We start from the raw sequence: 25,767 nt of genomic DNA, 5'->3' as shown, positions 1-25,767 counted from the left end.
TAGAAACAAGAGTCAAGATAAAAGAAATAGGAGCTGGAATTCTCAAGATAAATCGAGTCTTATTTCTTGTCTCTTACTTCTGTATTCTATTTTAGCAACTCAAACACTCCCGCTACTCCTTGTCCTCCTCCGACGCAGGCGGTTACGAGACCGTGTTTTTTGTTTTGACGACGAAGTTCGCTGAAGAGCTGAACGGATAGTTTTGCTCCCGTGCAACCAAGTGGGTGACCTAAGGCCACTGCACCACCATTGACATTGACGATATCAGGATTCATGTCGAGTGATTTCATCACCGCCAATCCTTGCGCGGCAAATGCCTCGTTCAGTTCAATCAAATCAATATCATTCAAAGTCAATCCAGCTTGCTTCAATGCTTTTGGAACAGCTTCTTTTGGACCTATGCCCATGATGCGTGGCTCTACACCTGCTACGGAATAAGACATCAATCTCGCAATTGGCTCCAAGTTCAATTCCTTCACCATTCTCTCAGACATGACCACCACGAAAGCAGCTCCATCGGAAGTTTGGGAAGAATTACCAGCAGTCACTTGACCTCCCAGCTTGAAAGCAGGTCTCAGATTAGATAAAGCTTCCAGCGTTGTTCCTTTTCTTGGTCCTTCGTCAGTATCAATGATGTGTTTTCTGGTTTTTCTTTTTCCATTGTCGTCCAAATATGTTTCTTCTACTTCCACAGGGACGATCTGATCTTTGAATTTACCATCAGCAATTGCCGCCAAGGCTTTATCGTGTGATCTTACAGAGAATTCATCGGCTTGTTCACGGGTAATTTCATATTCCTTGGCCAATTCCTCAGCAGTCAATCCCATACTCAAATAGTAATCAGGATTCTGTGAAGCAATTTTCCAGTTCAATGCGGTTTTGTAACCCATCATTGGAAGGAGAGACATCGATTCTGTGCCACCAGCAATGATGCAGTCCGCCATACCAGCCTTGATTTTCCCTACTGCCAAGGCAATGGCTTCCAATCCAGAACCACAATATCTATTGATGATAAAGCCAGGATTGTCTACGCCCAAAGCCAAAAGAGAAATCATTCTTCCCATCTGCATGCCTTGCTCGCCTTCAGGAATTGCATTTCCAACGATCAAGTCATCGACCATTTTGTTTTCCAATCCAGGGGTGTTGGCTACAAGATGCTTGATCACATCAGCAGCCAAATCATCCGGTCGATAGAATCTAAAGCCACCTTTTTTGGCCTTTCCTACCGCTGATCTATATCCATTTACTATATATGCTTCCATTTTTTTGTTTCTAAGTAAGGTAAATTTATTATTTCAGGTATTGTTTCAGTTACGGTTGAGATTCAAGAGAAAATACTCGACTGAGAGTTTTAGAAATTCAACCCCGCTGGGGTTGTTACTTACACTATCTACTTCGTTCCCCGGGTTGCGACCCGGGGCTATTCAAAGTTTAACCCTTTCAGGGTTTTGTTTTTCTCTAATCTCATGTCTCTTGTCTTACGTCTAACATCTCTAATTTCTCAGCGGTTTACCTTTGAACAGGATGCTGTGTATTCTTTCGAGTGTCTTTTTCTCGCCTGTTAAGCTTAAGAATGCTTCTCTTTCGAGATCTAGAAGGAATTGCTCACTGACGAGTGTTGGTGCTGATAGATCACCGCCAGACATCACCCATGCTAATTTTCTTGCAATTTTAGCATCGTGATCTGAGATGTATTTTCCGTACTGCATACCCGTAATACCTGCTTCGAATAGTGCCAAAGAGGTTTTTCCTAAAACTTTAATATCCGTTTGTTGAACAGGTTGCGTATAGCCAGCATCATACAATGACAATACTTTGGCCTTGGCTTCCGCCAGTTGACGTTTTCTATTTAGCGTAATGGAGTCTTTGACTTGTAGGTATCCCAAACCTCTTGCTTCTTCTGCTGAAGTCGAAACTTTAGCTGTTGCAATATTCATAAAATACTCTTGCAGCCTATTCAACTCTACATCACCATCCTTGATATCATTAGAAAATCTTAAAGTCATCTCCTTGGTACCACCTCCTGCAGGAATCAATCCTACACCAAATTCAACCAAGCCCATATACAATTCTGCATGGGCCTGAACCGCATCAGCGTGAAGTGACAATTCACATCCACCACCCAATGCCATATTATGAGGCGCAACAACTACTGGAACGGAGGAATATCTTGCTCTCATCATCGTATTCTGGAATCCAGCGATCATCAAATTGATCTCATCGTATTCCTGATCTCCGGCAAACATGAATAGCATCGCAAGATTAGCTCCTGCAGAGAAATTACCTCCTTCATTGCCTATGACTAATCCTTTGTAAGATTTCTCAGCCATGTTGATGGCCGTATTGATTCCTTCGATGACTTCTTGACCAAGAGAATTCATTTTGGTATGGAATTCCAAGCCAATTACCTCATCTCCTAGATCATAAATAGTTGCTCCTGCATTGCCCCAAATTTTCTTGTTGGCCGCTTTAAGCGTATCAAGGATAATAAACTCTTCCTGTCCAGGAATTGGCAGGTAAGTTTTGGACTTGACATCATAGAATTTCTTCTGTCCTGCTTCTACTTTATAGAATGATTCATGTCCTGCGTTAAGCATTTCATGGACCCATGCAGCAGCTTTTTCGCCAGCAGCTTCCATTTTTTCAACGGTGTCTTTTACTCCAAGAATATCCCAAGTCTCAAATGGACCTAATTCCCAACCGAAACCAGCACAAACGGCCTGATCAATTCTATATGTTTCGTCAGAAATTTCTGGAATTCTGTTTGAGCAGTATTTGAAAAGATCGTAGAAAGAGGTTCTATAAAACTCTCCTGCCCTGTCATCAAAATTGACCAAAAACTTGATCCTCTTTTTCAAATCTTCAATTTCCTTGGAAGCTTCTAAAGCTTTGAACTTTGGCTTTTCTGCATCCTTGTATTCAAAAGTCTTTAGATCAAGCTCTTTCAGTTCTTTTCTACCATCATCATGACGGATCATTTTGAAATAACCTTGGCCTGTCTTATCTCCCCACCATTTATTATCATAAAGTACTTTTACGATATTTGGCAAGAGAAATTTATCTCTAGATTCATCGTGCTCTAGCGTTTTGTAAAGGTTATTGGCAACATTTACTGTCGTATCCAATCCAACCACATCCATGGTGCGGAAAGTAGCTGATTTTGCTCTACCGATGATCGTTCCTGTTAATTTATCAACTTCAGAAACACCCAATCCCATTTTTTCAATGGCATGCATTCCTGAAATTATCGCATAGACACCAATTCTATTGGCAATAAATGCCGGGGTGTCTTTACACAAAACAGTTTCTTTTCCTAAGAACCTGTCTCCATAATCCATCAAAAAGTCAACGATTTCGGGATTGGTTTTGGGACCAGGAATAATTTCTAATAATCTCAAATACCTTGGAGGATTGAAAAAGTGTGTTCCTGCAAAATTTACTTGAAAATCTTCAGATCTGCCTTCACACATCATATGCATTGGAATTCCAGAAGTATTAGAAGTAATCAAAGATCCTGGCTTTCTATATTTCTCTACTTTTTCGAAAAGTGATTGTTTGATATCCAATCTTTCCACTACAACTTCCATGATCCAATCGTAATCCTTGATTTTTGGTAGATCGTCGTCAAAATTTCCAGTAGTAATTCTATTCACGTTAGCTGCATCATAAAGTGACGCAGGTTTATTTTTAAGCGTGCTTTGCAAGGCTGAATCAACTAGCCTATTTCTAACGGCTTTGTCTTCAAGGGTTAGACCCTTTTTCTTTTCATCGTCATTCAGCTCTCGAGGAACGATATCGAGAAGCAATACCCTTACGCCGATATTGGCAAAATGGCAAGCAATCCTCGATCCCATTACTCCTGAACCTAAAATGGCAACTTTTTGAATGTTTTTTTTCATAAGATTATATTGGTTTAGAGTTCGTACACTTTACTCTTGTACTGATTTGGGTTTATGGTTTCTAATTGAATTTTATCTATCGTTTGATTGATTTTATGGAAAACTTTGAAAAATATGTCCAATTCTTCTTCACTGACATCTTCTCTAACTTGTACGTTGAAATCCTTTATTGTTTCTACTGAAATTTCTTTTTTCCGCTTTCCTTCATCTGTGAGATATATGCGAACAGATCTCTTGTCCACAGAATCCTGCTTTCTAAAAATCATTCCTTTTTCCTCCATGGTCTTAAGCATTCTTGTCAAACTACGCGCTTCCAAACCCATCAAAGGAGCGATCTTCGTCGCAGGAGTACCTTCTTTGGAATTGATATTGATCAATACATAACCTATAGATGCAGTAAAATCCTCTAAAGCTGCCTTTTGGTTATACATTCTTGAGATGGCATGCCAAGAGCTTTTTATATGGAAATCTACCGTTTCTTCACGTTTCATGGGCATAATAGTATTTACATGACCAATTTAGGAAAAATTTGTTATGCATACATACTATTTTTTGAAAAAGTTATGCATGCAGAGGAAATTTAAAAATGTTTTATTTTACTATAAAGAAATATTATTCTGTTTGGGTGTTATTTACTACGGATTTAAATATAAAATGGTATAGAAAACTGATTATACCAAAATAAGTTTCTAAAAAAAATTATTCATTTACTTAATTGAAAAAGGTGATTAAAAGATTCTTTATAATCTACTAATCACCTTTTTAACTAGTCGACTGATTACTCAATTAACTATATAGTCCCTCTATTTCTTTTTCAAATTTACTATGAATCACTTTTCTCTTCAGTTTCATTGTCGGTGTCATTTCTCCGGATTCTATTCCCCAAGGCTTTGGAAGTAATTTGAATCTTTTGATTTGCTCCCATTTTCCAAAATACTTGTTCAATTGATCTATCTCTCTTTGATACTTTTCAATCATATCGGGTTTTTGAATCATTTCTTCATCTGATGTGTAAGGAATGTCTTTGTGCTTGCAATATTCTCTTAAACCATCAAAACTTGGAACAATCAATGCTGCTGGATAATTCTTATTTTCTCCAACCACTATCAATTGCTCAATTAGGGAAGATTCCTTGAATTTATTTTCCATTGGCTGCGGCGCAATATATTTTCCACCAGATGTCTTGAACATCTCTTTTTTCCTATCTGTGATTTTCAAGTAATCCCCTTCGTGAAGCTCTCCAATATCTCCGGTATGGAACCAACCCTCTTTGATGACTTCATTGGTCATATCAGGCTGTTTGTAGTATCCTTGCATGACATTAGGACCTTTAACCAAGATTTCTCCGTCCTCTGCTATTTTTACTTGAACATCATTGACTATTTTTCCCACAAATCCAATACGAATATCTCTCAGGTTACAAACCGACACTGCTACAACTGGAGATGTCTCTGTCAATCCATAACCTTCGCATACGGGAATTCCTGCACTCCAAAAAACTCTAGCCAATCGAGGTTGCAAAGCAGAAGCACCAGAGTTGATTTGTAAAATATTTCCTCCTAAAGCTTCTCTCCATTTGCTGAAAATAATCTTATTCGCCAGGTTCAACTGAAAATCGTACCAAAATCCTTGAGATTTATTGGGTTCGAATTTCAAGCCTAAATCTAATGCCCAAAAAAACAGAGATTTTTTTATGCCTGTTAACTCATATCCTTTAGAAACTATCTTATCATAAACTTTCTCCAATAATCTTGGTACTGTATTGAATACTTGTGGTTGTATTTCCTTAAGGTTTTCGCCAATTGTTTCCATACTTTCAGCATAATAAATGGAAACACCCATGTACATAAAGCAAAAAGATCCTGTCCGTTCATAGATATGACATAGAGGTAAAAAACTCAAGGCCTTTGACGTGCCTCTAGGGATTACTAGCCTATCTTCTACAGCCAATAAATTATGAATGATATTTCTGTGACTTAACATCACGCCCTTTGGTCGACCTGTTGTACCTGAGGTATAGATGATAGTAAAAAGATCATCAGACTTGATTTTTTCTTTTTTGGATTCAAGTTCAGCTAGATTTCCAGATTCACCAGATTTCATAAAATCCTTCCAATTGGGACAACTTTCTAACTGATCAAATGAAAGAATCTTGATATCAGTATTTTCCGTGGCGACTTTTGCTTTTTGATAAATCTCATCATTCCCCACAAAAACCATTTTTACCTCTGCATGCTCAAAAATATATTTGTAATCATCTGCAGAAATAGTCGGGTACATAGGAACTGAGATTGCTCCTATCTGTTGAAGTGCCAAATCAATAAAATTCCATTCAGGCCTATTGTCTGAAATGATTGCTACTTTTTCGTTTTCATTTATTCCTACGGAAATAAAAGCTAGGCTCAAATTATCTACAATTGATTTGAATTCTTTGGAAGAATAGCTTTTCCATTCTCCATTGATTTTTTGAGCCAATGCTATTTTTTTGTCATAAGTAGCAATCTGGAAGTTGATGATATCAAAGATTCGATTAATCTGCATGATCTTTTTTTTTGGGTTTGATAAGGTCATTCAAATTATAAAAATGTAACGAAGAAAACAAGACGCATTTTCCTTGAGTTATCCACCTCCATTTATAAATAATTGGTTAATTCTTAAAAAGAGAAAGTTAAAGTTATTAAGGTGTGGATTTGTGGATAAAAATTGATGATTTATTTCTCCACTCAGGTAAGTGTCATGTTTTAGATGTTATCAACGTGTTACCCACATCCAAATTTTGTATAATGTTCTAAATAACAGGTTCTTTCTATTTTGAGATTAGAATCCTGTGCATAATATTTTTTACCTAATTGTAGATATTTAAATGTGTTTGAAAATGTGGATTACTGTTCATGATTATCGACTTATCCTCATTGTGTATTGACTTTTCTCATTCTGTTTTAGGCTTGGTGTATAATGTAAGAGTTATGAGAAAGTTGTTGACACTTATTCACAAATTATTTTGGTGTTATGCACAATTTGGCGTTTGTTTATTTGTTTTAAAGGTTCCATTTTAATTGTCCTCTTCATTGTTTGTATCTATATCTTTGGTATTATTCATATCAACAGATTCTATAGTATTGTTAGTTTTTGTTATGACTGTGATTTCGTTTGTCCAACCTGCTTTTACAATGATGTCCATTGATTTAGGATCATTTGGATTTTTGTAATAAAAGACTTTTTCTGCTTGTCTATTTTGTACCATATTAGATGGATCCCATCTTCTGTTTTTATTTTCGTCGAATATTACACGAAGATTATATGTCCCTGCTTCAAAGTCTACAAAAGAATATTTATTTGTATTTTCAAGAAACACTTCTTTGACTATTTTGGTACCAGATTTATCTAAAAGTTGTACAATGAGATGCTGAAAATCCGTGTCGATAGTAACATCTAAGGAAGTTACCAAGGTTTTCGGATCTAATTTTTTATAGTTGGCCTCTATTTTATTTTCATTATATAGTCCTTCTACATCTTGGAATGTTGAATCAGCAGCAAAAATGGTAAATGTTGAATTCGTAAGACTATCCGTGATAGGGATGTCAATATTTAATTTTGTATAGTTTGTGCTGTCTTTTAAGTATATCCAGTCTTTTTGTATTTTAATGATGGATGCTGTATCGTACTTGACGAATAAGGAATCTAGGTTGATATTTTTAACAGGTTTATTGAAAGTTATTTCTGCATTGATTTGATTGAGAAATCCTATTCCTGAATTTATGGAATGTTCCAACTTTTCTTTGACTCTATCACTTTCTTCAAATTTTAAATAGACAAGTGTATCTAATGTAAATCCTACAGAATCTTTGAGTATTACCCTTGTTTGAATGCTGTCATTTCTTAGGTCTGTATGATAAAAGCGAAGATTTTTTTCTTTCAATCGATAGAATAGTTTCTCATTAAAATTTTCTTCTATAATCTCTATATTCGTAGGGAATTTACTAAGTACGACATCGTAGTTCTCTCCAACCGATGAGCTCCTATTGATTTTAAGCTCTGAAATATCTGCTTTAGAAAGTGAAAAATCTATCCCGCTTATATCTTTGTCAATGTTTAGCGTATCTCCAAAAAATGCATAAGGCTCTGATTTTTCTTCTGCTTTGAGGTTATTATTTGAATCAAACCAAGCATACGCTCTGTATTCACCAGCCTTTATATTGGTAATTTCAAAGTTTCCTGAACTATCTGCTGCTGCTATATAATATGGTGTTGCAGTTAAAACGTCTGTGGTATCATTTTTTTGGTATAGACCTACGAGGACATCTTTTATAAATTTTTCCTTTGGAGGAAATATGTAGGATACATTTCCACTCAATTTTAAGCTATCGATATATTCACCAGTAGAAAATACAAGTTTTAGATTTTCAGCCGGGTTACTTTCAGTGATATCTTGAATGCTTTTTTGAAAGTTGAAAACATAAGTAGTGCTATCTTCTAGCTCTTGATTTAGTTTGATAATAACCTTGTTCTTTAAAGCTGTTACCACCATTTCATCTTTATTGATTTTAGGTGTGATGATTATAAGCTTATTTGGGGTTTCTATTTTGACATACTCATCGAATTCAAGCTCAATATTCTGTGGCTTTGTGTTTGTTGATTCGTTGATTGGTTTGATTGAAACCAATTTGGGTGGAGTTATATCCTTTTCACCACCCATTGGTGTACTTTGTTTTGCGCAAGAGTATAATATTATAATTATAAAAATGGATAATATTTTAATTATTAATTTCATTTCTTCTTTAAAATATATAATATACTTGAGTAATTATTTTCATTTGATTTGGCCCAATTATTCGATATTATCCCATTTTTCATGGCCTTTAAGTATGTTTTAATAATATTTTGTTGCGGATAGATATGTTTCTCTGATAGGATGGATACATAATAGCTGTCGAACGGCATTGGCTTTTTATCAATGATCAATAGGTTCATTTCCTTTGCTAAGTATGACATACTTTTTTGATTGAAATGATAGAGATGCCTAGGGACATCAAGTGCTGCCCAATGATTACGATAATGTTGGGAATCCCAGGAATCAATATTGGGTAGGGCTATGATAAATGTGCCGTCTTTTGTTAAGTGTTTAGATAGTCTTTTGATCGTTCTTCTTAAACCATGCACATGTTCTAGAACGTGAAATAAAGTAATAGTATTGTACTTTTTAGATGGCGCTAATTCATCAAGATTGGTAGAAATATCTAGTCCAAAAGATTGTCCTATTTTTCTAGCTTGGTCATTGGGTTCTATACCTGAGGTTGAGAAACCATTATTTTTAGCTTCCCGAAGGAAATATCCTGTCCCACAGCCATAGTCTAATACCTGACTTTCTTTGGGACTATACTGTTTTAGTAGGTTAATTTTACTTTTTAAAGTTATTTTCCTGACTTGTTTATAAAGGGTATTCGTAATGTTAGTTGATTTGTCTTGATGCGAGATATAGTCCTCAAATTCATAGTATTTTCCTATGGATTCTTTACTTGGTCTTGGATTGGTAAAAATCAAGTTACATTGACTGCATTTACACAGACGAAAAGTTTCCTTACTAACAGAATGATCTTTAGCATCGAAATGATTAAGAAAAAGCCCACTTTTACAAAGTGGGCATTTGGTTAATCTTTTATTCATGTTATCTTCCTAAATAGACGGTTAAGATTGATAAATCCGCAGGGGAAACACCGCTTATTCTTGATGCTTGACCAAGTGTTTCTGGTTTTACTTTATTCAGTTTTTGTTTTCCTTCTGCTGATAGTGCGGTGATTCCTAAATAATCGAAAGTTAACGGTATTTTGTAATTCTCCATATTGGAGAGTTTTTCTACCATTTGTGATTCTTTTTCTATATAGCTTTCATATTTTATTTGAATCTCTGCTTGTTCTAATACTTCTTTGCTGTATTTTGATAGATATTGCTTGAATTCAGGGTCAAATTCCATGATATCTTTAAGACCTAATTGCGGTCTTTTAAGCAATTTATCGATAGTGACTTTTTCTTTTATCGTTGCAGTATCTAAATTTTCTAAACCTTCATTGATTATTTCAGGAGATAATTTTTTCTGTTTTAGATCATTGACTAGTTTTTGAGTATCTGATTTCTTGTCCATCATTTTTTCAAGTCTCAAATCATCAGCTAATCCTATTCTATGACCAAGTTCTGTTAACCTTAAATCAGCATTATCTTGTCTTAAGAGAAGTCTAAACTCAGCTCTAGAAGTAAACATTCGGTAAGGTTCTTCTGTGCCTTTATTAATTAAATCATCAATTAAAACACCTATATATGCATCAGATCTTTTTAATAGGAATGGATCTTTTTCTTCTACTTTTAATGAAGCATTGATTCCAGCAACAAGTCCTTGTGATGCTGCTTCTTCATAACCGGTAGTACCATTTATCTGTCCTGCGAAATAGAGGTTCTCAATTAATTGAGTTTCTAGCGTTAATTTTAACTGTGTAGGTGGGAAGAAGTCATATTCAATTGCATAGCCAGGACGGAACATTTTAGCGTTTTCAAATCCTGGTATTTTGCGCATTGCTTCATATTGAACGTCTTCGGGTAGTGATGTAGAAAAACCGTTGACATACATTTCTACAGTATTCCAGCCTTCAGGTTCAACAAATATTTGATGCCTCTCTCTTTCTGCAAATCTATTAATCTTATCTTCTATTGACGGGCAATATCTTGGCCCAAGGCCTTGAATTCGACCATTGAACATAGGAGATCTATTGAAACCTGTCTCAAGAGTATTATGTACTTCTTTATTTGTATAGGTAATCCAGCAGGTATGTTGTTTTGTTAGCGGTTTTGTTTCGTCAGAATAAGAGAATTTCTCTGGGTTTTCATCACCATATTGTATCTCCATTTTGGTGTAATCGAGAGATCTTCCATCTACTCTTGGAGGTGTTCCAGTTTTCATTCTACCTGCTTCAAAGCCTAATTGAACCAGTTGTTCTGTTATGCCTTTAGCTGCTCCCTCTCCGGTTCTTCCACCACCAAACTGTTTTTCACCTATGTGGATCAATCCATTTAAGAATGTTCCATTGGTTAGTACCACCGATTTAGCTGGTATTTCTAATCCTATGCTCGTTCTTACACCGGTTATTCTCTTATCTTTCACAATAAGGCCTGTGATCATTTCTTGCCAAAAATCCACATTTGGTGTATTTTCTAGAGCTAATCGCCACTCTTCAGCAAATCTCATGCGGTCATTCTGTGTTCGAGGAGACCACATAGCCGGACCTTTTGACCTATTTAGCATTCTAAATTGTATCATTGATTTGTCAGAGATAATCCCTGACATTCCACCAAGTGCATCAATCTCTCTTACTATTTGTCCTTTAGCAACTCCTCCCATAGCAGGATTACATGACATTTGGGCAATAGTGTTCATGTTCATGGTACACAGAAGTACCTTAGAACCCATCTTTGCAGCAGCATGTGCAGCTTCACAACCTGCATGCCCCGCCCCTACTACTATTACATCGTATTGTGGAAACATAATTTGTATTTGATGTTCCACGTGAAACAGTTGGGAGCCTTAATTCTAAAACTCTATGTGTTTCACGTGGAACGTTTATATATTTTCATAAAGAGAAATGGATTGATCTTCCATTTCTCTCATCAATTTAATATCTTCTTTGCTTTTGTCTTTGTATCCCATCAAGTGCAAAACACCATGGCTCATTACTCGATGAAGTTCTTTGTAGAATTCTATATCTTCTTTTATGGCATTTTCTTTTACTCTGTCTATACTGATGAATATATCCCCTTCTATCATTTCTTCATCTTCTGAGTTATCAAAAGTGATGATGTCTGTATAAGTATCATGATTGAGATATTCTACATTGATATTGAATAGGTATTCGTCTGTACAAAATATGTAAGTCAGTTCTCCGATTTGGTAACCTTCTTTTGTTGCTATTTCTTTTAGCCACTTTTTGTGAAGGTTTTTATCTTTCAATTTGAAGCCTGAATCTTCATCAAAGAATTGAATTGCCATTTTAATACATATAAAATTTTAAAATAGTTTTTCTACCTTCCTCCTCAAAACTGACATCGTCTGCTAAGTGCTTCATGAGAAATATTCCCCTTCCTCCTGTTTTTTCTAAATTTTCTGGAGATGTTGGATCTTTTAGAGCTTCAATTTCGAATCCGCTTCCTTCATCTTTGATGATGAATTTTATTTCCTGTTCATCAAAGTGAAGTTCCAAATCTACAATTTTGGTGGCATCCCCTTTGTTTCCGTGTAGAATTGCGTTACTCACACATTCTGTCACAGAAATCATGATATTTCCATAGATATCATCATCAATATGATATTTCTCTTTGGCATTATCAATGAAGCTCTCTATGATTTTAATATTCTCAATTAGAGAAGGGATTGAAATTTTTATAGATTTCATGAAGCTATTGTTGTATAAATAATATTTTAATAAATTATAATCAGTTAAAGCTCTATTAAAATAGGACAGTGATCTGAATGATATGCCTCTGGCAAGATAAGAGCTCTTTTTACTTTCTCTGCAATCGAAGGTGTGGCCATATGATAGTCAATCCGCCAACCTAAATTCTTTCCCCTCGCTCCTGCGCGGTAACTCCACCAGGTATATTGATGTGGTTCGGGATTATGTAGTCTGAACGTGTCTACAAATCCATTTTCTGTGAATTTATCCATCCATGCTCTTTCTTCAGGCAAGAACCCTGAAGAATTCTTGTTTGAAATAGGATTATGAATATCTATTGGTTTATGACAGATATTATAATCCCCACTGATGATCAAATTAGGGATTTTTTTACTTAAATCCTGTGAGTATCCATAAATGTCATCCAAGAATTGATATTTGAAATCTTGTCGAACATCTCCAGTGGTTCCTGATGGAAAGTAAGCTGAAATAAATGAAAAATCATCGAAATCTGCTCTAATCATCCTCCCTTCATCGTCATAAGCCTGTAAACCCATTCCATATTCTACATGATTTGGTTTCTGTTTAGAAAGTATAGCTGTTCCACTATATCCTTTTTTGACAGCGGGAAACCAATTGATATGATATCCTAAATCTTCAAATACGCTTTTGTCAATTTGGTTTTCGAGTGCTTTGACCTCTTGCAATCCGATGATATCAGGATTTGTTGCTTTTAGCCATTCTGCAAAACCTTTATTTAAAGCTGCTCTTATTCCATTGACATTATAGGATACGATTTTCATTCAAATTAGATTTTATTTAATCTCGATTTCAAATTCTTGTTCAAAATATTCCAATACATTGAGTTTTAGAAGTTTTTCTTGTTCCAATACATCAAAATGAGGCAATTTGCCAATAAGTTTCCAATGTGGCCAACCGTCTTGATCTATATAATCTAATTCATAAAATCCTGCTAAGCTGAGGACTTTACAAATGGCAATATGCATCAGGTCTTGTTTCTGTTCTTTTGTAAATGTCTTGTTTCCCTGTCCTAATTCCTGAACACCTATTAAAAACAAAACGCCATTGAGGTCAGTAGGTTTTTTTCCTACTAACTCCTGAAGACCAACAAGGAGTTTTGACCAACGCTTTTCAAGATCGAGATCTTTTTTAAACATGCTTATTTCCTTCTTCTTCTAAGAGTTCCCAATATTCTGCTGCTCTTCTCAAATGTGGGATTACTATTGATCCACCAATCAGAGTAGCGATTGAAAATACTTCAAAAACTTCTTCTTTGCTTAAACCTGCTTCATAGGACTTTCCAAGGTGGTACTTGATACAGTCATCGCAGCGGAGCACCATAGAACAAGCTAGGCCAATCATTTCTTTTGTCTTGACATCTACAGCGCCCTCTGAATAGGCGTTGGTATCAAGGTTAAAGAAACGTTTCATGACTTTATTATCAGCCGACATGATTTTTTCATTCATTCGACTTCTGTAATCGTTGAATTCTTCTATTAAATTCATTAACTTTTAGATAAGTATTTATATAACCAGCAAATATAACAGGTATTTTGCTGTCATTCAGTTCTAACAAGCCTTTTTGGATATGCGTTTCACTTTTTTTGAAGATTTTTTGGCTTTGGTTTTTCCTAAAACCTGCTGTGTCTGTAAGAGAAGCCTTTTTGACTTCGAGAATCAACTATGTAAAGTTTGCATAGGCTCGTTGCCAATTACTAATTATCATCTCCATCCACAAAATAATGATCTAGTAATCAAAGTGATGGGATTGACGAAACCTAATTTGGTGATGTCTTTTTTAAGGTTTACTAAACATGGAATGAGCCAAAAATTGCTACATCAACTGAAGTATAAAAATAAACCTGAGGTTGGTGTCGAGTTGGGGACAATCTACGGGCATTTGCTTAAAAGAAATGGTTTCGCGTCCCATTGGGATATGGTGGTGCCCGTGCCTCTTCATCCTGAAAAGCAAAGAAGGAGGGGCTACAATCAAAGTGAACAATTTGCTAGAGGAATAGCAGAAGTATTAGAAATTCCGATGGTTCAGGGTTTGATTAGAACACAATTTACGGAGACGCAGACTAAAAAATCAAGAATAGAGCGAATCATGAACGTTTCAGAAGTTTTCTCGGCAAATAGTGAGATCGAGATGGAAGGAAAAAATATTCTGTTGGTGGATGATGTGATGACTACTGGAGCAACCTTGACATCCTGCGCCAATGTGCTTTTAGCTGTAAATGCCAAATTGGTGGATTTAGCGGTGATTGCAGCAGGTAGATTCTGATAGATTAATTCTATTTATACCTATATACTTGTGAATTTTAATACCTCTTCTCTCCAAAAATCATCAAAGTCTTCCTCTCTGATTTCAAGTAGCTTACAAATATGTTCAATTAATTGATCTTCATTATTTTCAATTTGCAACAGAGAATTAACCAAATCTACACCTCCTTTGTTGTAAGCTGCTTGGCATAGAATAGCTCCAGAAGTATAAAATGCAGCATTTTGCCAACCCCATTTTTTTTCTAAAACGTCCAAAAATTTCACTTCTGAGTTTTGAGTTAATTCATTTGCTAGTCTTTCTGCACTTTCTTCAAAGGATTTTCCTCCTTGGCCTCCCTTCCATGTGGCAAATCCTTCTTCGATAAGTGGATGCCTGTCAAACTTCGGAAGTATTAAATGAATAAATTCGTGCGGATAGAACTCTGATCCTATTCCACTTAAAAGAATTCGATTTTCATACATTCCTATTCCTGTAGTGTAGCCAGCAAAGAAGAAATCAAAATTGAGTAATTTACCCAAATCATCACCATTTTGAGTGATATAAAAGTCAAATTGTTCCCACTCTTGAAAGTTAAATTCTTTGGTGATCTGATTACAGAAATCATTTGCCTTGTTCGCTAATACTCTGTCAAACTTATGACTAGCAGGAAAGATGAAGTTAATTTTACCAACTTTTTCTTTATTCCAATCTTCAGTAATTATAGGAAGCGCATTTTTCAATTTCCATTCATTTTCCTCTTTTACAGCATAGAGTTTTGTAATGCACCAAGGGTTTGATTTGCTATATTGGGGCTCTTGGTCTTCTGCTGAAAAAATTGTTCGAATGGCATAGTTCTCACCTTCTTTTTCCAAGGAGAGTATTTTTGGTTTGTAATATTTTAAAAGTTGTTCGGACGGAAATTGATAAAGTAGTTGTCTAGAGAAGTCAAAATCATTGTAAAGACGTTTTTCTTCTGTATTCCAAAATTTATTATCTGAAACTATATCCGGATTAGAATTTAAATATTCAATCCAAAGTATTGCGATTTCTTTTATTTTATTTTTACTCGTGTCAACTCTAGCGTGAATTTCTACCTCAACATTTTCGCTAATGCTATCAATCTGAGCTTTATTGTTGATGTTTTTATTTTCTAAACTTAACGGATTTTTATTTTGACAACCGATAAGTAATGCAAAAAGAATCATGATGAATAAATGTGTTTTCATTATATCCGAAAAAGAAATGATTTGAATACTGCAAATAAATGTAAAAAAAATGAATTCTTAAGTAGGATCATCTTTCAATACTTGAGTTCAGTTCAAGTTTAAAATTTTAGAGAGCTATTTTACTCATATTAAAATGATGCTGTAATTCTTTTATTAGCTTGGATTTAACTACATATTTTCTTTTAGAGCTTAATGTATTATTACCAATCAAATAACATGCATTGAAAAAATATTGATGAACTTAAATATTTGTTTAGATAGATTAGGGACAATTTTAAAATAGTAATGATTTTTTAGATTTTGTAACTTTTCTTCTTGGGGAAGAACTTTACTTTTGTTAAAAAATTAAAGAAGGTCTGCTTATTATGATTTTTATATCTTTTTTATTCTTTCAGCTATACCTATAGCTTGAAATATAACTAGATAAATAATTTTATTGCTTTTGTGAATTTGCAATAGGAATGGTTTTGTTCAGAAGAAGACAAATTACCATAGAAGCAAAAAAATTGGTAAGTCATATAATTAATAGTGTCCTTTCTGAAAAATCATTAATCCTTATTTTTTTATTATATTTTAAAAATACCTAAATAAAGGATTTAATATTTTTTATAAGTATAAAAAACAAAATATTTATATAATTATTTGTAAAAATACCAAATGGAATAGTTCTTGACTTTTATGTTCCGAACCAAAACAAACCAATATGGCAGAAATTAAAATTGAAAAGAAAACGCCTATATGGCCATGGATACTTTTAGCAGTAGCCGTAATTGTTGTCTTATTTCTCGTGTTATCGAACAATGATGACAGTGAAAAAGTCGAGGATATACAAGATGATAGAATAGAGCAAGGATTTGGAGGATCTACGGATGTAAGACGAGCAGTAATAAATAATTCTGCTGTTTTCGCCTTTGTAAGTTTCATCAATGAAGATCCTGATTCGATGGGACTAGATCATGAATTTACCAATGAAGCGCTTTTGAAATTGACAAATGCAACAAGTGCTTTGGCAGATGAAATTGACTATGATATTCAAAAGGATCTAGATAAAGTTAAAACACATGCAGATAAAATCACCAAAGATCCTTTTGATACGACACATGCTAATTCTATCAGAATGTCTGCAGGAATTCTGGCCAATGTTTTACAGAATATACAGCAGAAAGCTTTTCCAAACTTAGAAAGTGAAGCTGATGTAGTAATAAAATCAGCGTCAGCTATAGAGCTTGAAGCTCTTACTTTAAACCAAAAAGGAGATATTAAAAATTTCTTTAGAAAGTCAGCTGATTTGCTGGAAAAAATGAATAATAATTCACCACAAATCTAAAATCATGTCAGAAAATAAAAATCTTTATTACCTAGATGAACTTTCCGATTTTAAAGTAGCCTCAGATGATAGCGATGTCAGAGGATGGGAAGTATTAGATGCCGATAGTCGAACGGTAGGAAAAGTAGATCGCTTGTTAGCAAATAAAGAAACTAAACGTGTTGTCTATCTCGATATTGAAGTTGATCAATCTTTGATAGAAGTCGGACACGAGGTCTATAATAAATCTGCGAATGATGGAGCTCATGAATTTATTAACAAAGAAGGAGAAAATCATCTCATCATTCCTATTGGACTTGTAAGGTTAGATAAAGAAAATGAGAAAGTCCTCACTGATGAGATTAAACATAACACCTTTGCTAAAACAAAAAGGTTTAGCAAAGGATCAGATTTAGATCGTAAATATGAGTTAACTGTTATCGAACATTATTTCCCTGAAAATGAGCTCAAGGAAGACGAAGCTAAAGACAACAGATTTTATGACCGTCAGGAATTTAGAAGTCCATCAGACAAGGAGTGAATTTTTTAATTGAGTCAAAGTTATCCCGGGAATTGATATTTTCATTTCCCGGGATTTTTCAAAAAATCAATCTTTTAGATCTGAAAAGTCACACTAATTATATTAGCTCAATTTTATCTATTTCTAATCTGAAAGTTTCAGCTTTTCCATTTCCTATCATAAACCTAACCTCCTGAATCTGATTGGCATTGAAATTTGGCTGATTCAATTTGTTTCCTCTGAAGGTCGGTATCATGCTGTCAAGTGGGATTTCTAAAGTTTGCCAGTCTCCACTTGTTTTAAAGGTATGTATGTAAGAGGCTCTTTCGTTAAGGTTAGCTTTTATTCTAAATTGGTATTCTTTTCCATCTCCTTTCAAATGTATGATAGCTTTTTTGTAACCTGTTATATTCAAGGGCTTAAAATGATATTGCATTGATGCAAATCCGCCATTATTATCTAATGAAACGTCTCCAGTAAAAACTGCATGACCTGCATCACTGCGAGAGATTTTGCTTTTGGATTTTCCTCCCATGACCACGTCGTTTTCTATTTTCCAAGAAGACCAATCTGGAGATGAATTAAAATCAAAGATAAGTAAGCTGTTCATCATGAATAGTGTTAAAAATAATGCTTTCATCGTTGTAGTTTATTTGTTAGGGTAAGTACTTCTATATTGAAATAACCTACTCATGATCAAATAGTTTAGATGACTGGAAAACGATGGGATTTTTGTGTAGTTATTTTTTACTTTACCAACTTCCACCGGCACCGCCACCTCCGAAGCTACCACCACCGAATCCTCCGAAAGAGCCACCTCCGCCACCTCCAAAGCCTCCTCTACCTGAGGAAAAGTCTCCAAATTTACCTCTACTTCCACCGCCGAGCATATTTGCTAACATCATAGTGGTGAAAAGATCAACCCCACCACCTTTGCCACCCATGTGGTTGTCGTTGTCCTTCCTGTTTCTGATGAGGGGTAAAATCACGAAAACGAAGATAAAAAATAAAAACATCAACAAAGCTCCTCCTGAATTTCCAGAAGAGGTTACTTTTTCCGCTTCATATTCTCCAGAAGCAAGCTTAAATATCATATCTGTAGCTTTATCCAAGCCTGTATAGTAATCTTCCATTCGGAAGTTTGGTACAATGAGTTGGTCTACGATTCGCTTAGCTAAAGCATCTGGAACAGCACCTTCCATGCCATATCCCGTCGCAATAAAGACTTTCCGGTCTTTCATTGCTGCTAAAATAAGGATGCCATTGTCTAGGTCTTTTCTTCCTATTCCCCAGTTTTCGCCTAACTGAAATGCATAATCACTGATGTCATACGGACCAACAGAGTTGATCAAAACTATGCTGACCTGGGAAGATGTGCTGTCATTGTAAGCCACGAGCTTACTTTCAAGTTGTCGGACTTCGGTATCAGAAAGTGTTTTTGAAAAATCATTTACCAAGCGAGGAGGGTTTGGTTTTTCAGGAAAATCTCCTTGTCCCCAGCTTGAAAATGAAAACGCAAATAAAAGGAAGGTTATGAAAAGGTGTTTTTTGATCATGATGTCTTATCCAAAGGATATTTCGTCAGGGAGTTCGTTAATATCCCCTTTTTGTTCATAAGGAAAGTGTGCCTGAAGTTGTTGACCAGACATTTCAATGCCTTTTCTAAGTCCTTCAGTAAAGGCGTTGGCCTTGAAATGAACGACCATTTCTTCTTTGATTTTTTCCCAGAAGTTGTCAGGTACTACTTTATTGATGCCAGCGTCTCCAAGGATGGCAAATTTATGTTCAACAACATCGAGATAGAAAAGCACCGCATTGCGGTGCTTTGTCTGATGCATCTTGAGCTTTTCAAAAACTTCAGCAGCACGGTCTAGCACATCACCTTTGCAGTGGTTTTCGATGTGAACTTGAATTTCTCCTGAGGTTTCTCTTTCTGCAGCTTTGATAGCTTCCAGAATGATCTCTCTCTCTGCTTTGCTGAATAATTTTTCCGCCATGATATGTTTTGATTTAAAATTCTACAGTTGGAGCATTTTCGGCACCAGCAGTAGCTTCGAAATAGCCCTTACGCTCAAAACCATACCAACCAGCGAAGATGTTGTTTGGGAATGTTCTGAGGTTTGAATTATAGCTCTGTACAGATTGATTGAAGTTTCTTCTTGCCACAGCAATTCTATTTTCTGTGCCTTCTAGCTGCGCTTGTAGTTCAAGAAAGTTCTGATTTGCTTTTAAGTCAGGATATCTTTCTACTGCTACAAGGAGTCTGCTAAGAGATCCACTCAATTGGTCTTGAGCTTCTTGGAACTTTGCGATGTTCTCAGGAGTCAAGTCATCGGCTTGGAGCGTGATGGAAGTGGCCTTGGCACGGGCCTCGATTACCCCTGTCAATGTTTGTTGTTCAAAGTCTGCATAACCTTTTACAGTATTGACAAGGTTAGGAATAAGGTCAGCTCTTCTTTGATATTGGGTTTCTACTTCTGCCCATTCACCATTGATGGTTTCTTCGGTTTGTACGAAAGTATTGTATACGCCTACTGCTTTGGTGTACACAAATAGCCCGATTAGAGCAATGACAATAATAGGAATTAATGCTTTTTTCATAGGATTGGTGTTTTTTGAAAACAATGCAGGTATTTGACGTAAATTTAAGAGAGAGGTTTATAAATCGAGCTATTTTTTTGATATATCTCAAATGCAATAATTTATTTAATTTCCTTCATCTGAAGTGCCAATTAAGTTTTTGAGGTAAATATAGAAGGTTGTGCCTTTTCCTACTTCACTTTCTACCTGAAGATTTCCATCGTGGGCGCGAATTTGTTCTCTTACTAGATATAGACCTAATCCCTTGCCTTCTACGTGCGAATGGAACCTTTGATACAATCCGAATAGTCGATCTCCATAACGATTTAAATCTATACCTATTCCATTATCTTTAAATCTAATGACCGTAAATAGTTCTTCTTCGTAGGTTTCAATGCTAATTTTAAGGTTTCTATCAGGATGTTTGTATTTGATTGCGTTAGTTGTGAGGTTGATCAAGAAATTTTCTAAATGTGAATAGACATAGTTAATATATGGTTTTTTAGAAAAGTCTTTATGAATACTTGTTTTAGCCTCTGCAAGTTGTTTTGAAAGACTTTTTTCAATGTTTCCACTGAGGGTTTCAAAATTGACTTTTTCAATTTTGGGAAGCTTATTCTTCTTTATTGCAACAACATCAATTAGATCTTGAAGAGTATGGTTTAATATTCCTGTAGAGACTCTCAAGTTTTCAATAATCTCAATGTTCTCGTTATCAGCGGGTTCTACACTGTTATATAGCTCCAAAAGGGAAGTAATATTTACAATTGGAGCTCTAAGGTTGTGAGAAATAATGTATGCAAACCTTTGGAGTTCTTCATTTTGAGACTTGAGATCTTTGATCAAAAGTGTTCTTTCTTCTTCGGCATTTCTGCTTTCTGTGATATTTTGGGTTACTAATAGGATTCGATCTATTTGGCCCTGATTATTTACTAAAGGAACACCGCTTTTCGTATAATATTGATTTCCAATTACTAATTCAAAAATGACCTGCTCACCCTTCAAAACTTTTTTTAGATGACTAGTTACTTCCTTTGCTATTTTAGGGGTATACTTAGCGATTAGAGGAGTGCCGATTAAGTAGCTTGGGTCGATATCTTGTTGTCTATATTCCTTTCCATCCGTATAGACATACATCAAGTTTTTATCAAAAACCTCAATGGTTCCTTTTGGAAAATTTTCAGCGATGCTTCGAAATAACTGTTCTGACGAAAGCAATCTTTTTTCATAAGAGAGCCGACTTAATTCGGCACCAATTCTATCTGAAAGAACTTTGAGTATCGTCGAATAAGCATTTCCAACTTGAATCTGCTTGCTATTCATCAATACTAGCATGCCTAGTTTGTTTTCATTGATATCTAATATGCTTATCCCCATGTAAGCAGAAATATTCATTTTGACTAAATCTGCATCAAGTGGGAATTGCTTCTGTACATCTTGTAAGATGATCAGTGGAGAGTTTGATCTAAGACAACTTTCACATGGAGAATTTGCGATTTCGTATTGAAAATTTTTGAGTTTTTTACCATTTTTAAAAATAGAAATCACAGAAGCTTTGTCATTTTTTTCATCTACTTCAGAAATAAAGCAATATTCCATTCCTATTTTCTCGGATAAAAATAAGGTAAGTGCATCAAAAAAGTCATTGCCGCTAAATTTTGAAGTTCGTTCTGTAAGCTCTGCAAGTACATTATGAACATATTCCTGCTCATTGATGTCTTCTATGATTGCTTCAAAACTATTTTCATTAATCGCTTTTGCACGTACTCTAATATGAAAAAGTTGTTTTGTAAAGTAGCTGATATACGGCCCCTCATAATATCCAACACCATCTTCTATGGTGCTCTTATAAGTTTTGGATATTGGATGATTTTGTACTAACTCAAAAAGATTTCTTCCTATTAATTGCTTCTCTTCCTCAAGACCAAGGCTAGATAGAAACCGCTTATTTGCGGCAATGATTTCACCTGTTTGATCAAAATGAAAAATGGCAAGCGGATTTTCATCGAAAAGCGATTTGTATTTTAAGAGGTTCAGCCTTGATTCCTGTTCCTTTATTTTGCTTTCTGTGATGTCAATAAAAATTCCTGCCCAGATAGATTCTTGTTGGTATTTTTGTAATCTGTTTGAGGCTCCATATACCCATTTTTCTTTTCCCGAAGCAGTTTGGATTCTGAATTCAGATGAAAATTGTTGATTCTGAGTGTAGGCATCTCTATCAGCATTTAAGACAGACTCAAGATCTTCTTTTAAGATTAATCTTTCAAATGATTTCTCGTCTTGGATGATTTCACTAGGATCTAGTTCTGCTAACTCCTTGCTCCCTTCACTCACAAAAATATACTGATGTGTATTATCTGGAAAAGATTTGAGCATGTAAACAATCCCAGGTACTACACCTGTAAGTTCATCTAAAATAGTTTTGTTGTCTATCAGTTCTTTTTCTATCGCTTTCAATTCGGAAATGTCTCCTATGACTCCCAAAACGATATCAGAATTTAAATTGTCTTCATTGAAACTCCTTATTTCGTCTTGTAAGAAAATATAATTTCCATCCGCATGAAGGAATTTATAAATGATAGTATTGGAGTGTTTAAATCCTTTTTGAAAAACTACTCTGTCGTCATGATGAATTAATTCTTCCCAGGCTTTTTTGGTGAAATCTTTAAAATAAGAAGGGTCATATCCCAAAACATTTTTGATAGCTCCAGATATATGAAACTCGTTGTTCTTACGGTCAAGCTCATAAAATACTAAGTTATCTATTTGTGTATTTGAAATATTTTGAACCAATTGCTTTTCTAATGCCGACTGGGAAGTGTGGTATTCCAACTGGATCAAACTCACTCCTTCACTGAGCGTCTTTTTGGTCAGATACAATCGGTTTGGGAAAATTGTGACAAAAGAATCCTCCTTTTCCTTTTCGAATCGCTTTAATGATTTTTCATCTACAAAAGAAAATTTTGACTTGATCAGTTGTTGCCAGCTATCAAATTTATTGGAATCATTGTTTTTTTGGATAAAAGGGTAATTATTTTCGCCTACTAGCAGCCACGCGTATTTGATGTTACTTGGTATATGAAAAGGAGATATAAGCGCATTGATTAGATAAGACCCGTCTTCTTGACTGATTACATAACCTTCAATTTGAACCCAGAGAAAGCTGTCTTTCTTGATTATAATAGGACAAGTAAATTTATCTCCATTGCCAAGTGCACGGAATAGGTATTCGAAAATAGGTCTTTCGAGTGTTGGAAAAATGGTTTCAAAAAACTGCTGTTTGTAAAATTTTGTGTCTCCATTGATTAATTCACGGATTTCTGACGATATGTACAAAAGCTCGAAAGTACCGTCTTGATATTTTTTCAGGGTAAGAAGAATATTCTGAAATCTAGATCTGCGTTGTTCAGACATCTTATAATTAGATTAAAATTTTCCTGTTTATTGTATTAATTCACTAATCTCTTAAAAATATTACCTACCAAATATACTAATTTCATAAGAGAAACAAGAATAGATAAGCTTAGAACTTTTATTTCAATATAAATTGAACCATTCTTTTTAGTTTTATTTCAGATCTATTAATCCACTAAATCTGGCGTCTCAGAAAGAATTTGAACTCAAGTTCTTGCAAAATTTCTGGATTTGCATCACTCGGGCGCTTGACTTTAATAGTTATTTCTCTTCCCACTTCTGATCTAAGGGCTTTTATGATGTCAGATAGCTCCCAAAAGTCAACAGGTATCCTATTTATCTCGATGATTTCATCAAGCTCTCGTACTCCTGCATTATAGGCTGGAGATCGCTCTTTCAACTTTGCAACATAAATTCTTCTTACTTCCGTTGGTAATACTTTCGGAGTAATACCACTCATGTCAAATTCAAAAGGATTTGTGAAAGTGACAGATCTTTTGAACATAAAACGTTCCCTTGGATAATCAATGATGAGTTCAAGTCTACCAAGAAGCTCAGACCCGATGCTTCCTTGTCTACCCGTTTCTTTGATGATGTAGCTGTACTCTGTTTCAAAGGGATAGGATGCTATTATATTATCGAACCTTAATCCTTGAAGAGAGACAAATTTTGCTCTCCCTACTACGCCATATAGATCTCCTCCAAGTGATCTTCCTAAATCGGTTTCTAAGTTAACTGGAGGAATGACTATTTCATCAGTGGTTTCTGGATTGAGTAAAAGCCCATGGTTTGCTCCAGTATCTATCAATAGTTTGGTTTTTAAATCTTTGCCTGCTACCTGCTTTACTTTTGCGCTTATATAGGGTTTGTTGTATTCTACGGGCATATCTAGCTTTCTGAAGCCAAAGGGCCTCCATTTTAAAGCGTCTGTTTTATAAAAATATATTTTCTGTCTTCCATAATTAATTCTGATCGGATTGAATTTAAAAAATTCATAGCCTAGCACTCCATAAATTGGAATTCCGATTACACTTTCCAACTCAAAAAAATCTTCATCTAGGACTAAAATAGTCTGTGCTTTTCCTTCTACATTTCCAAGATCAAAGTGATTGTTTGGAGATACAGAGGCAGTTAATACTGTTTTCCCATCGGCACCAACTAAATTTAGACTTCTCGTGTATTCTAATCCTAAAAGATCGGAAACAGTTTTACTAAAGAAGATATTGGTTCTCACCCCAGTATCAATGATAAAGTTAACAGGTTCATTACCATTGATTGAAACGGGCACTATGATTAGGTTATTGGAATTGATAAAAGGTATTTCTGTTTTTCTTGATTCCTCTTTCATGTAAAATCCAGGAATTTGTGCAAAACAGACATTGCTGAAAAGGAGGCAAATTTGGGCGATTGTTATTAACAGAATTTTGGGCATAAAATCCTAAATGGCTGATTCTTTTTCTCTGATTAATATAAGAATAAATAAAATGAAAATATGTTTTCGATAAATTTTAAATATCTTGAATAAATGCAAAATAACAGGGTCTTTGATTTATGAGATTACTTGATTTAGTTCTCTATTAAGTTGAAAATATCTAAAAAATCCTGCATCTTTAATTTTAGAAGTGTTTGATATGGCAGAAAAGTCGGTAGTAGATAAAGCAAAAAAGATTTTTGAAAATTTCCTTTCTAGACAAGGAAGCAGGAAAACTCCTGAAAGGTTCTCTGTAATAGATGAATTGTATGCGCTTCCTCAAGATGAGCATATTGATGTAGAGGGGCTCTTTTTGTTGATGAGAAATAAAGGTTACACCATCAGTCGGGCTACTATATATAATACGCTGGATCTTTTGGTGGAATGTGGTCTTGCTGTCAAGCATCAGTTCAAAGACAAAGTAGCACTTTATGAACAAGCTTTGACTTATAAACATCACGATCATCATGTCTGTAATCAGTGCAGAAAAATCCGTGAGTTTTCTGACGAAAGGCTGAATCTGATCAAAGAAGCCATGGGTAGAGAATTTCAATCAGCAATAAGCAGTCACTCTTTGGTACTTTATGGAGATTGCAAAATTCAAGATTGCGAAAATATTCAGTATTGAGAAT

General features: G+C 35.1%; 23 protein-coding genes. 4 read left to right on the top strand and 19 right to left on the bottom strand.

Translation table 11 applies throughout. The annotated features are described in order from the left end of the window. Positions 1-86 precede the first annotated feature (86 nt). The 12 genes from IEV57_RS01235 to IEV57_RS01180 form a co-directional block, all read right to left on the bottom strand. The gene (locus IEV57_RS01235) at positions 87-1,262 is read right to left on the bottom strand and encodes a thiolase family protein (RefSeq protein WP_188438802.1); all 1,176 of its coding nucleotides are present in this window, start codon (positions 1,260-1,262) and stop codon (positions 87-89) included. 231 nt (positions 1,263-1,493) lie between these two features. Continuing rightward, positions 1,494-3,899 (bottom strand): 3-hydroxyacyl-CoA dehydrogenase/enoyl-CoA hydratase family protein, encoded by a 2,406-nt coding sequence (locus tag IEV57_RS01230; RefSeq protein ID WP_188438800.1) that lies wholly within the window; start codon positions 3,897-3,899, stop codon positions 1,494-1,496. A gap of 14 nt (positions 3,900-3,913) precedes the next feature. Beyond that, a complete protein-coding gene (locus tag IEV57_RS01225; protein WP_188438798.1) occupies positions 3,914-4,390 on the bottom strand; it encodes a MarR family winged helix-turn-helix transcriptional regulator in 477 nt (158 codons plus the stop codon). A 295-nt stretch (positions 4,391-4,685) separates the two neighbouring features. Then, positions 4,686-6,440 (bottom strand): AMP-dependent synthetase/ligase, encoded by a 1,755-nt coding sequence (locus IEV57_RS01220; protein WP_188438796.1) that lies wholly within the window; start codon positions 6,438-6,440, stop codon positions 4,686-4,688. Positions 6,441-6,951: 511 nt separating this feature from the next. Beyond that, positions 6,952-8,595: an Ig-like domain-containing domain gene (locus tag IEV57_RS01215; protein ID WP_229744194.1), complete on the bottom strand. Its 1,644-nt coding sequence runs from the start codon at positions 8,593-8,595 to the stop codon at positions 6,952-6,954. A gap of 71 nt (positions 8,596-8,666) precedes the next feature. Continuing rightward, a complete protein-coding gene (locus IEV57_RS01210; protein ID WP_188438792.1) occupies positions 8,667-9,563 on the bottom strand; it encodes a class I SAM-dependent methyltransferase in 897 nt (298 codons plus the stop codon). A 1-nt stretch (position 9,564) separates the two neighbouring features. Then, the gene (mnmG, locus tag IEV57_RS01205) at positions 9,565-11,430 is read right to left on the bottom strand and encodes a tRNA uridine-5-carboxymethylaminomethyl(34) synthesis enzyme MnmG (protein ID WP_188438790.1); all 1,866 of its coding nucleotides are present in this window, start codon (positions 11,428-11,430) and stop codon (positions 9,565-9,567) included. 75 nt (positions 11,431-11,505) lie between these two features. Next, on the bottom strand, positions 11,506-11,931 hold the full coding sequence (ybeY, locus tag IEV57_RS01200; protein WP_188438788.1) for an rRNA maturation RNase YbeY: 426 nt from the start codon (positions 11,929-11,931) through the stop codon (positions 11,506-11,508). 1 nt (position 11,932) lies between these two features. Further along, a complete protein-coding gene (locus tag IEV57_RS01195) occupies positions 11,933-12,334 on the bottom strand; it encodes an ATP-binding protein (RefSeq protein ID WP_188438785.1) in 402 nt (133 codons plus the stop codon). A gap of 44 nt (positions 12,335-12,378) precedes the next feature. Beyond that, entirely contained in the window at positions 12,379-13,137 is a 759-nt protein-coding gene (locus tag IEV57_RS01190; RefSeq protein ID WP_188438783.1) for an exodeoxyribonuclease III, read from the bottom strand. 12 nt (positions 13,138-13,149) lie between these two features. Continuing rightward, positions 13,150-13,512: a hypothetical protein gene (locus tag IEV57_RS01185; protein WP_188438781.1), complete on the bottom strand. Its 363-nt coding sequence runs from the start codon at positions 13,510-13,512 to the stop codon at positions 13,150-13,152. After that, positions 13,505-13,861, bottom strand: coding sequence for a carboxymuconolactone decarboxylase family protein (locus IEV57_RS01180; protein WP_188438778.1), 357 nt, complete (start codon positions 13,859-13,861; stop codon positions 13,505-13,507). The genes IEV57_RS01185 and IEV57_RS01180 overlap by 8 nt, the downstream gene beginning before the upstream one ends. Before the next feature lie 313 nt (positions 13,862-14,174). Here IEV57_RS01180 and IEV57_RS01175 point away from each other — a divergent pair, with 313 nt between their 5' ends. Continuing rightward, positions 14,175-14,639 carry a ComF family protein gene (locus IEV57_RS01175; protein ID WP_308419863.1) on the top strand — a complete coding sequence of 155 codons (465 nt, stop codon included), beginning with the start codon at positions 14,175-14,177 and terminating at the stop codon, positions 14,637-14,639. Positions 14,640-14,659: 20 nt separating this feature from the next. Here IEV57_RS01175 and IEV57_RS01170 read toward each other — a convergent pair whose 3' ends face one another. Then, on the bottom strand, positions 14,660-15,844 hold the full coding sequence (locus IEV57_RS01170; RefSeq protein ID WP_188438774.1) for a hypothetical protein: 1,185 nt from the start codon (positions 15,842-15,844) through the stop codon (positions 14,660-14,662). A 703-nt stretch (positions 15,845-16,547) separates the two neighbouring features. Between IEV57_RS01170 and IEV57_RS01165 the strand changes: the two genes are divergently transcribed. Both IEV57_RS01165 and IEV57_RS01160 read left to right on the top strand, forming a co-directional pair. After that, complete coding sequence (locus tag IEV57_RS01165) at positions 16,548-17,171, top strand: hypothetical protein (RefSeq protein ID WP_188438772.1); 624 nt, start codon at positions 16,548-16,550, stop codon at positions 17,169-17,171. Between the two features lie 4 nt (positions 17,172-17,175). After that, positions 17,176-17,691, top strand: coding sequence for a PRC-barrel domain-containing protein (locus IEV57_RS01160; protein WP_229744193.1), 516 nt, complete (start codon positions 17,176-17,178; stop codon positions 17,689-17,691). Between the two features lie 97 nt (positions 17,692-17,788). Here IEV57_RS01160 and IEV57_RS01155 read toward each other — a convergent pair whose 3' ends face one another. The 6 genes from IEV57_RS01155 to IEV57_RS01130 form a co-directional block, all read right to left on the bottom strand. Beyond that, positions 17,789-18,310 carry a CIA30 family protein gene (locus tag IEV57_RS01155; protein WP_188438770.1) on the bottom strand — a complete coding sequence of 174 codons (522 nt, stop codon included), beginning with the start codon at positions 18,308-18,310 and terminating at the stop codon, positions 17,789-17,791. Between the two features lie 112 nt (positions 18,311-18,422). Beyond that, positions 18,423-19,226: a TPM domain-containing protein gene (locus tag IEV57_RS01150; protein WP_188438768.1), complete on the bottom strand. Its 804-nt coding sequence runs from the start codon at positions 19,224-19,226 to the stop codon at positions 18,423-18,425. Positions 19,227-19,232: 6 nt separating this feature from the next. Beyond that, entirely contained in the window at positions 19,233-19,667 is a 435-nt protein-coding gene (locus tag IEV57_RS01145) for a TPM domain-containing protein (RefSeq protein ID WP_188438766.1), read from the bottom strand. Positions 19,668-19,680: 13 nt separating this feature from the next. After that, positions 19,681-20,271 (bottom strand): LemA family protein, encoded by a 591-nt coding sequence (locus IEV57_RS01140; protein ID WP_188438765.1) that lies wholly within the window; start codon positions 20,269-20,271, stop codon positions 19,681-19,683. 105 nt (positions 20,272-20,376) lie between these two features. After that, positions 20,377-23,664 carry a PAS domain S-box protein gene (locus tag IEV57_RS01135; RefSeq protein ID WP_188438763.1) on the bottom strand — a complete coding sequence of 1,096 codons (3,288 nt, stop codon included), beginning with the start codon at positions 23,662-23,664 and terminating at the stop codon, positions 20,377-20,379. Positions 23,665-23,839: 175 nt separating this feature from the next. After that, entirely contained in the window at positions 23,840-25,012 is a 1,173-nt protein-coding gene (locus IEV57_RS01130) for an aspartyl protease family protein (protein WP_229744192.1), read from the bottom strand. 283 nt (positions 25,013-25,295) lie between these two features. On the opposite strand from IEV57_RS01130, the gene IEV57_RS01125 reads away from it, so the two are divergent. Continuing rightward, entirely contained in the window at positions 25,296-25,763 is a 468-nt protein-coding gene (locus IEV57_RS01125; protein ID WP_188438759.1) for a Fur family transcriptional regulator, read from the top strand. Positions 25,764-25,767: the final 4 nt, after the last annotated feature.

It is taken from the genome of Belliella aquatica (genome assembly GCF_014637795.1).
GTDB classification, from domain to species: domain Bacteria; phylum Bacteroidota; class Bacteroidia; order Cytophagales; family Cyclobacteriaceae; genus Belliella; species Belliella aquatica.
Note: the sequence above shows the minus strand (reverse complement) of the source record. Positions and strands in the feature narration are given on the sequence as shown.

Coding starts and splice junctions, on each gene's coding strand:
- IEV57_RS01220 (WP_188438796.1), bottom strand. CDS start 6,440: ATGCAGATTAATCGAATCTTTGATATCATCAACTTCCAGATTGCTACT.
- IEV57_RS01140 (WP_188438765.1), bottom strand. CDS start 20,271: ATGAAAAAAGCATTAATTCCTATTATTGTCATTGCTCTAATCGGGCTA.
- ybeY (WP_188438788.1), bottom strand. CDS start 11,931: ATGGCAATTCAATTCTTTGATGAAGATTCAGGCTTCAAATTGAAAGAT.
- IEV57_RS01185 (WP_188438781.1), bottom strand. CDS start 13,512: ATGTTTAAAAAAGATCTCGATCTTGAAAAGCGTTGGTCAAAACTCCTT.
- IEV57_RS01235 (WP_188438802.1), bottom strand. CDS start 1,262: ATGGAAGCATATATAGTAAATGGATATAGATCAGCGGTAGGAAAGGCC.
- IEV57_RS01195 (WP_188438785.1), bottom strand. CDS start 12,334: ATGAAATCTATAAAAATTTCAATCCCTTCTCTAATTGAGAATATTAAA.
- IEV57_RS01190 (WP_188438783.1), bottom strand. CDS start 13,137: ATGAAAATCGTATCCTATAATGTCAATGGAATAAGAGCAGCTTTAAAT.
- IEV57_RS01150 (WP_188438768.1), bottom strand. CDS start 19,226: ATGATCAAAAAACACCTTTTCATAACCTTCCTTTTATTTGCGTTTTCA.
- IEV57_RS01180 (WP_188438778.1), bottom strand. CDS start 13,861: ATGAATTTAATAGAAGAATTCAACGATTACAGAAGTCGAATGAATGAA.
- IEV57_RS01215 (WP_229744194.1), bottom strand. CDS start 8,595: ATGGGTGGTGAAAAGGATATAACTCCACCCAAATTGGTTTCAATCAAA.
- IEV57_RS01170 (WP_188438774.1), bottom strand. CDS start 15,844: ATGAAAACACATTTATTCATCATGATTCTTTTTGCATTACTTATCGGT.
- IEV57_RS01225 (WP_188438798.1), bottom strand. CDS start 4,390: ATGAAACGTGAAGAAACGGTAGATTTCCATATAAAAAGCTCTTGGCAT.
- IEV57_RS01125 (WP_188438759.1), top strand. CDS start 25,296: ATGGCAGAAAAGTCGGTAGTAGATAAAGCAAAAAAGATTTTTGAAAAT.
- IEV57_RS01165 (WP_188438772.1), top strand. CDS start 16,548: ATGGCAGAAATTAAAATTGAAAAGAAAACGCCTATATGGCCATGGATA.
- IEV57_RS01145 (WP_188438766.1), bottom strand. CDS start 19,667: ATGGCGGAAAAATTATTCAGCAAAGCAGAGAGAGAGATCATTCTGGAA.
- IEV57_RS01210 (WP_188438792.1), bottom strand. CDS start 9,563: ATGAATAAAAGATTAACCAAATGCCCACTTTGTAAAAGTGGGCTTTTT.
- IEV57_RS01160 (WP_229744193.1), top strand. CDS start 17,176: ATGTCAGAAAATAAAAATCTTTATTACCTAGATGAACTTTCCGATTTT.
- IEV57_RS01230 (WP_188438800.1), bottom strand. CDS start 3,899: ATGAAAAAAAACATTCAAAAAGTTGCCATTTTAGGTTCAGGAGTAATG.
- mnmG (WP_188438790.1), bottom strand. CDS start 11,430: ATGTTTCCACAATACGATGTAATAGTAGTAGGGGCGGGGCATGCAGGT.
- IEV57_RS01130 (WP_229744192.1), bottom strand. CDS start 25,012: ATGAAAGAGGAATCAAGAAAAACAGAAATACCTTTTATCAATTCCAAT.
- IEV57_RS01155 (WP_188438770.1), bottom strand. CDS start 18,310: ATGAAAGCATTATTTTTAACACTATTCATGATGAACAGCTTACTTATC.
- IEV57_RS01175 (WP_308419863.1), top strand. CDS start 14,175: ATGAGCCAAAAATTGCTACATCAACTGAAGTATAAAAATAAACCTGAG.
- IEV57_RS01135 (WP_188438763.1), bottom strand. CDS start 23,664: ATGTCTGAACAACGCAGATCTAGATTTCAGAATATTCTTCTTACCCTG.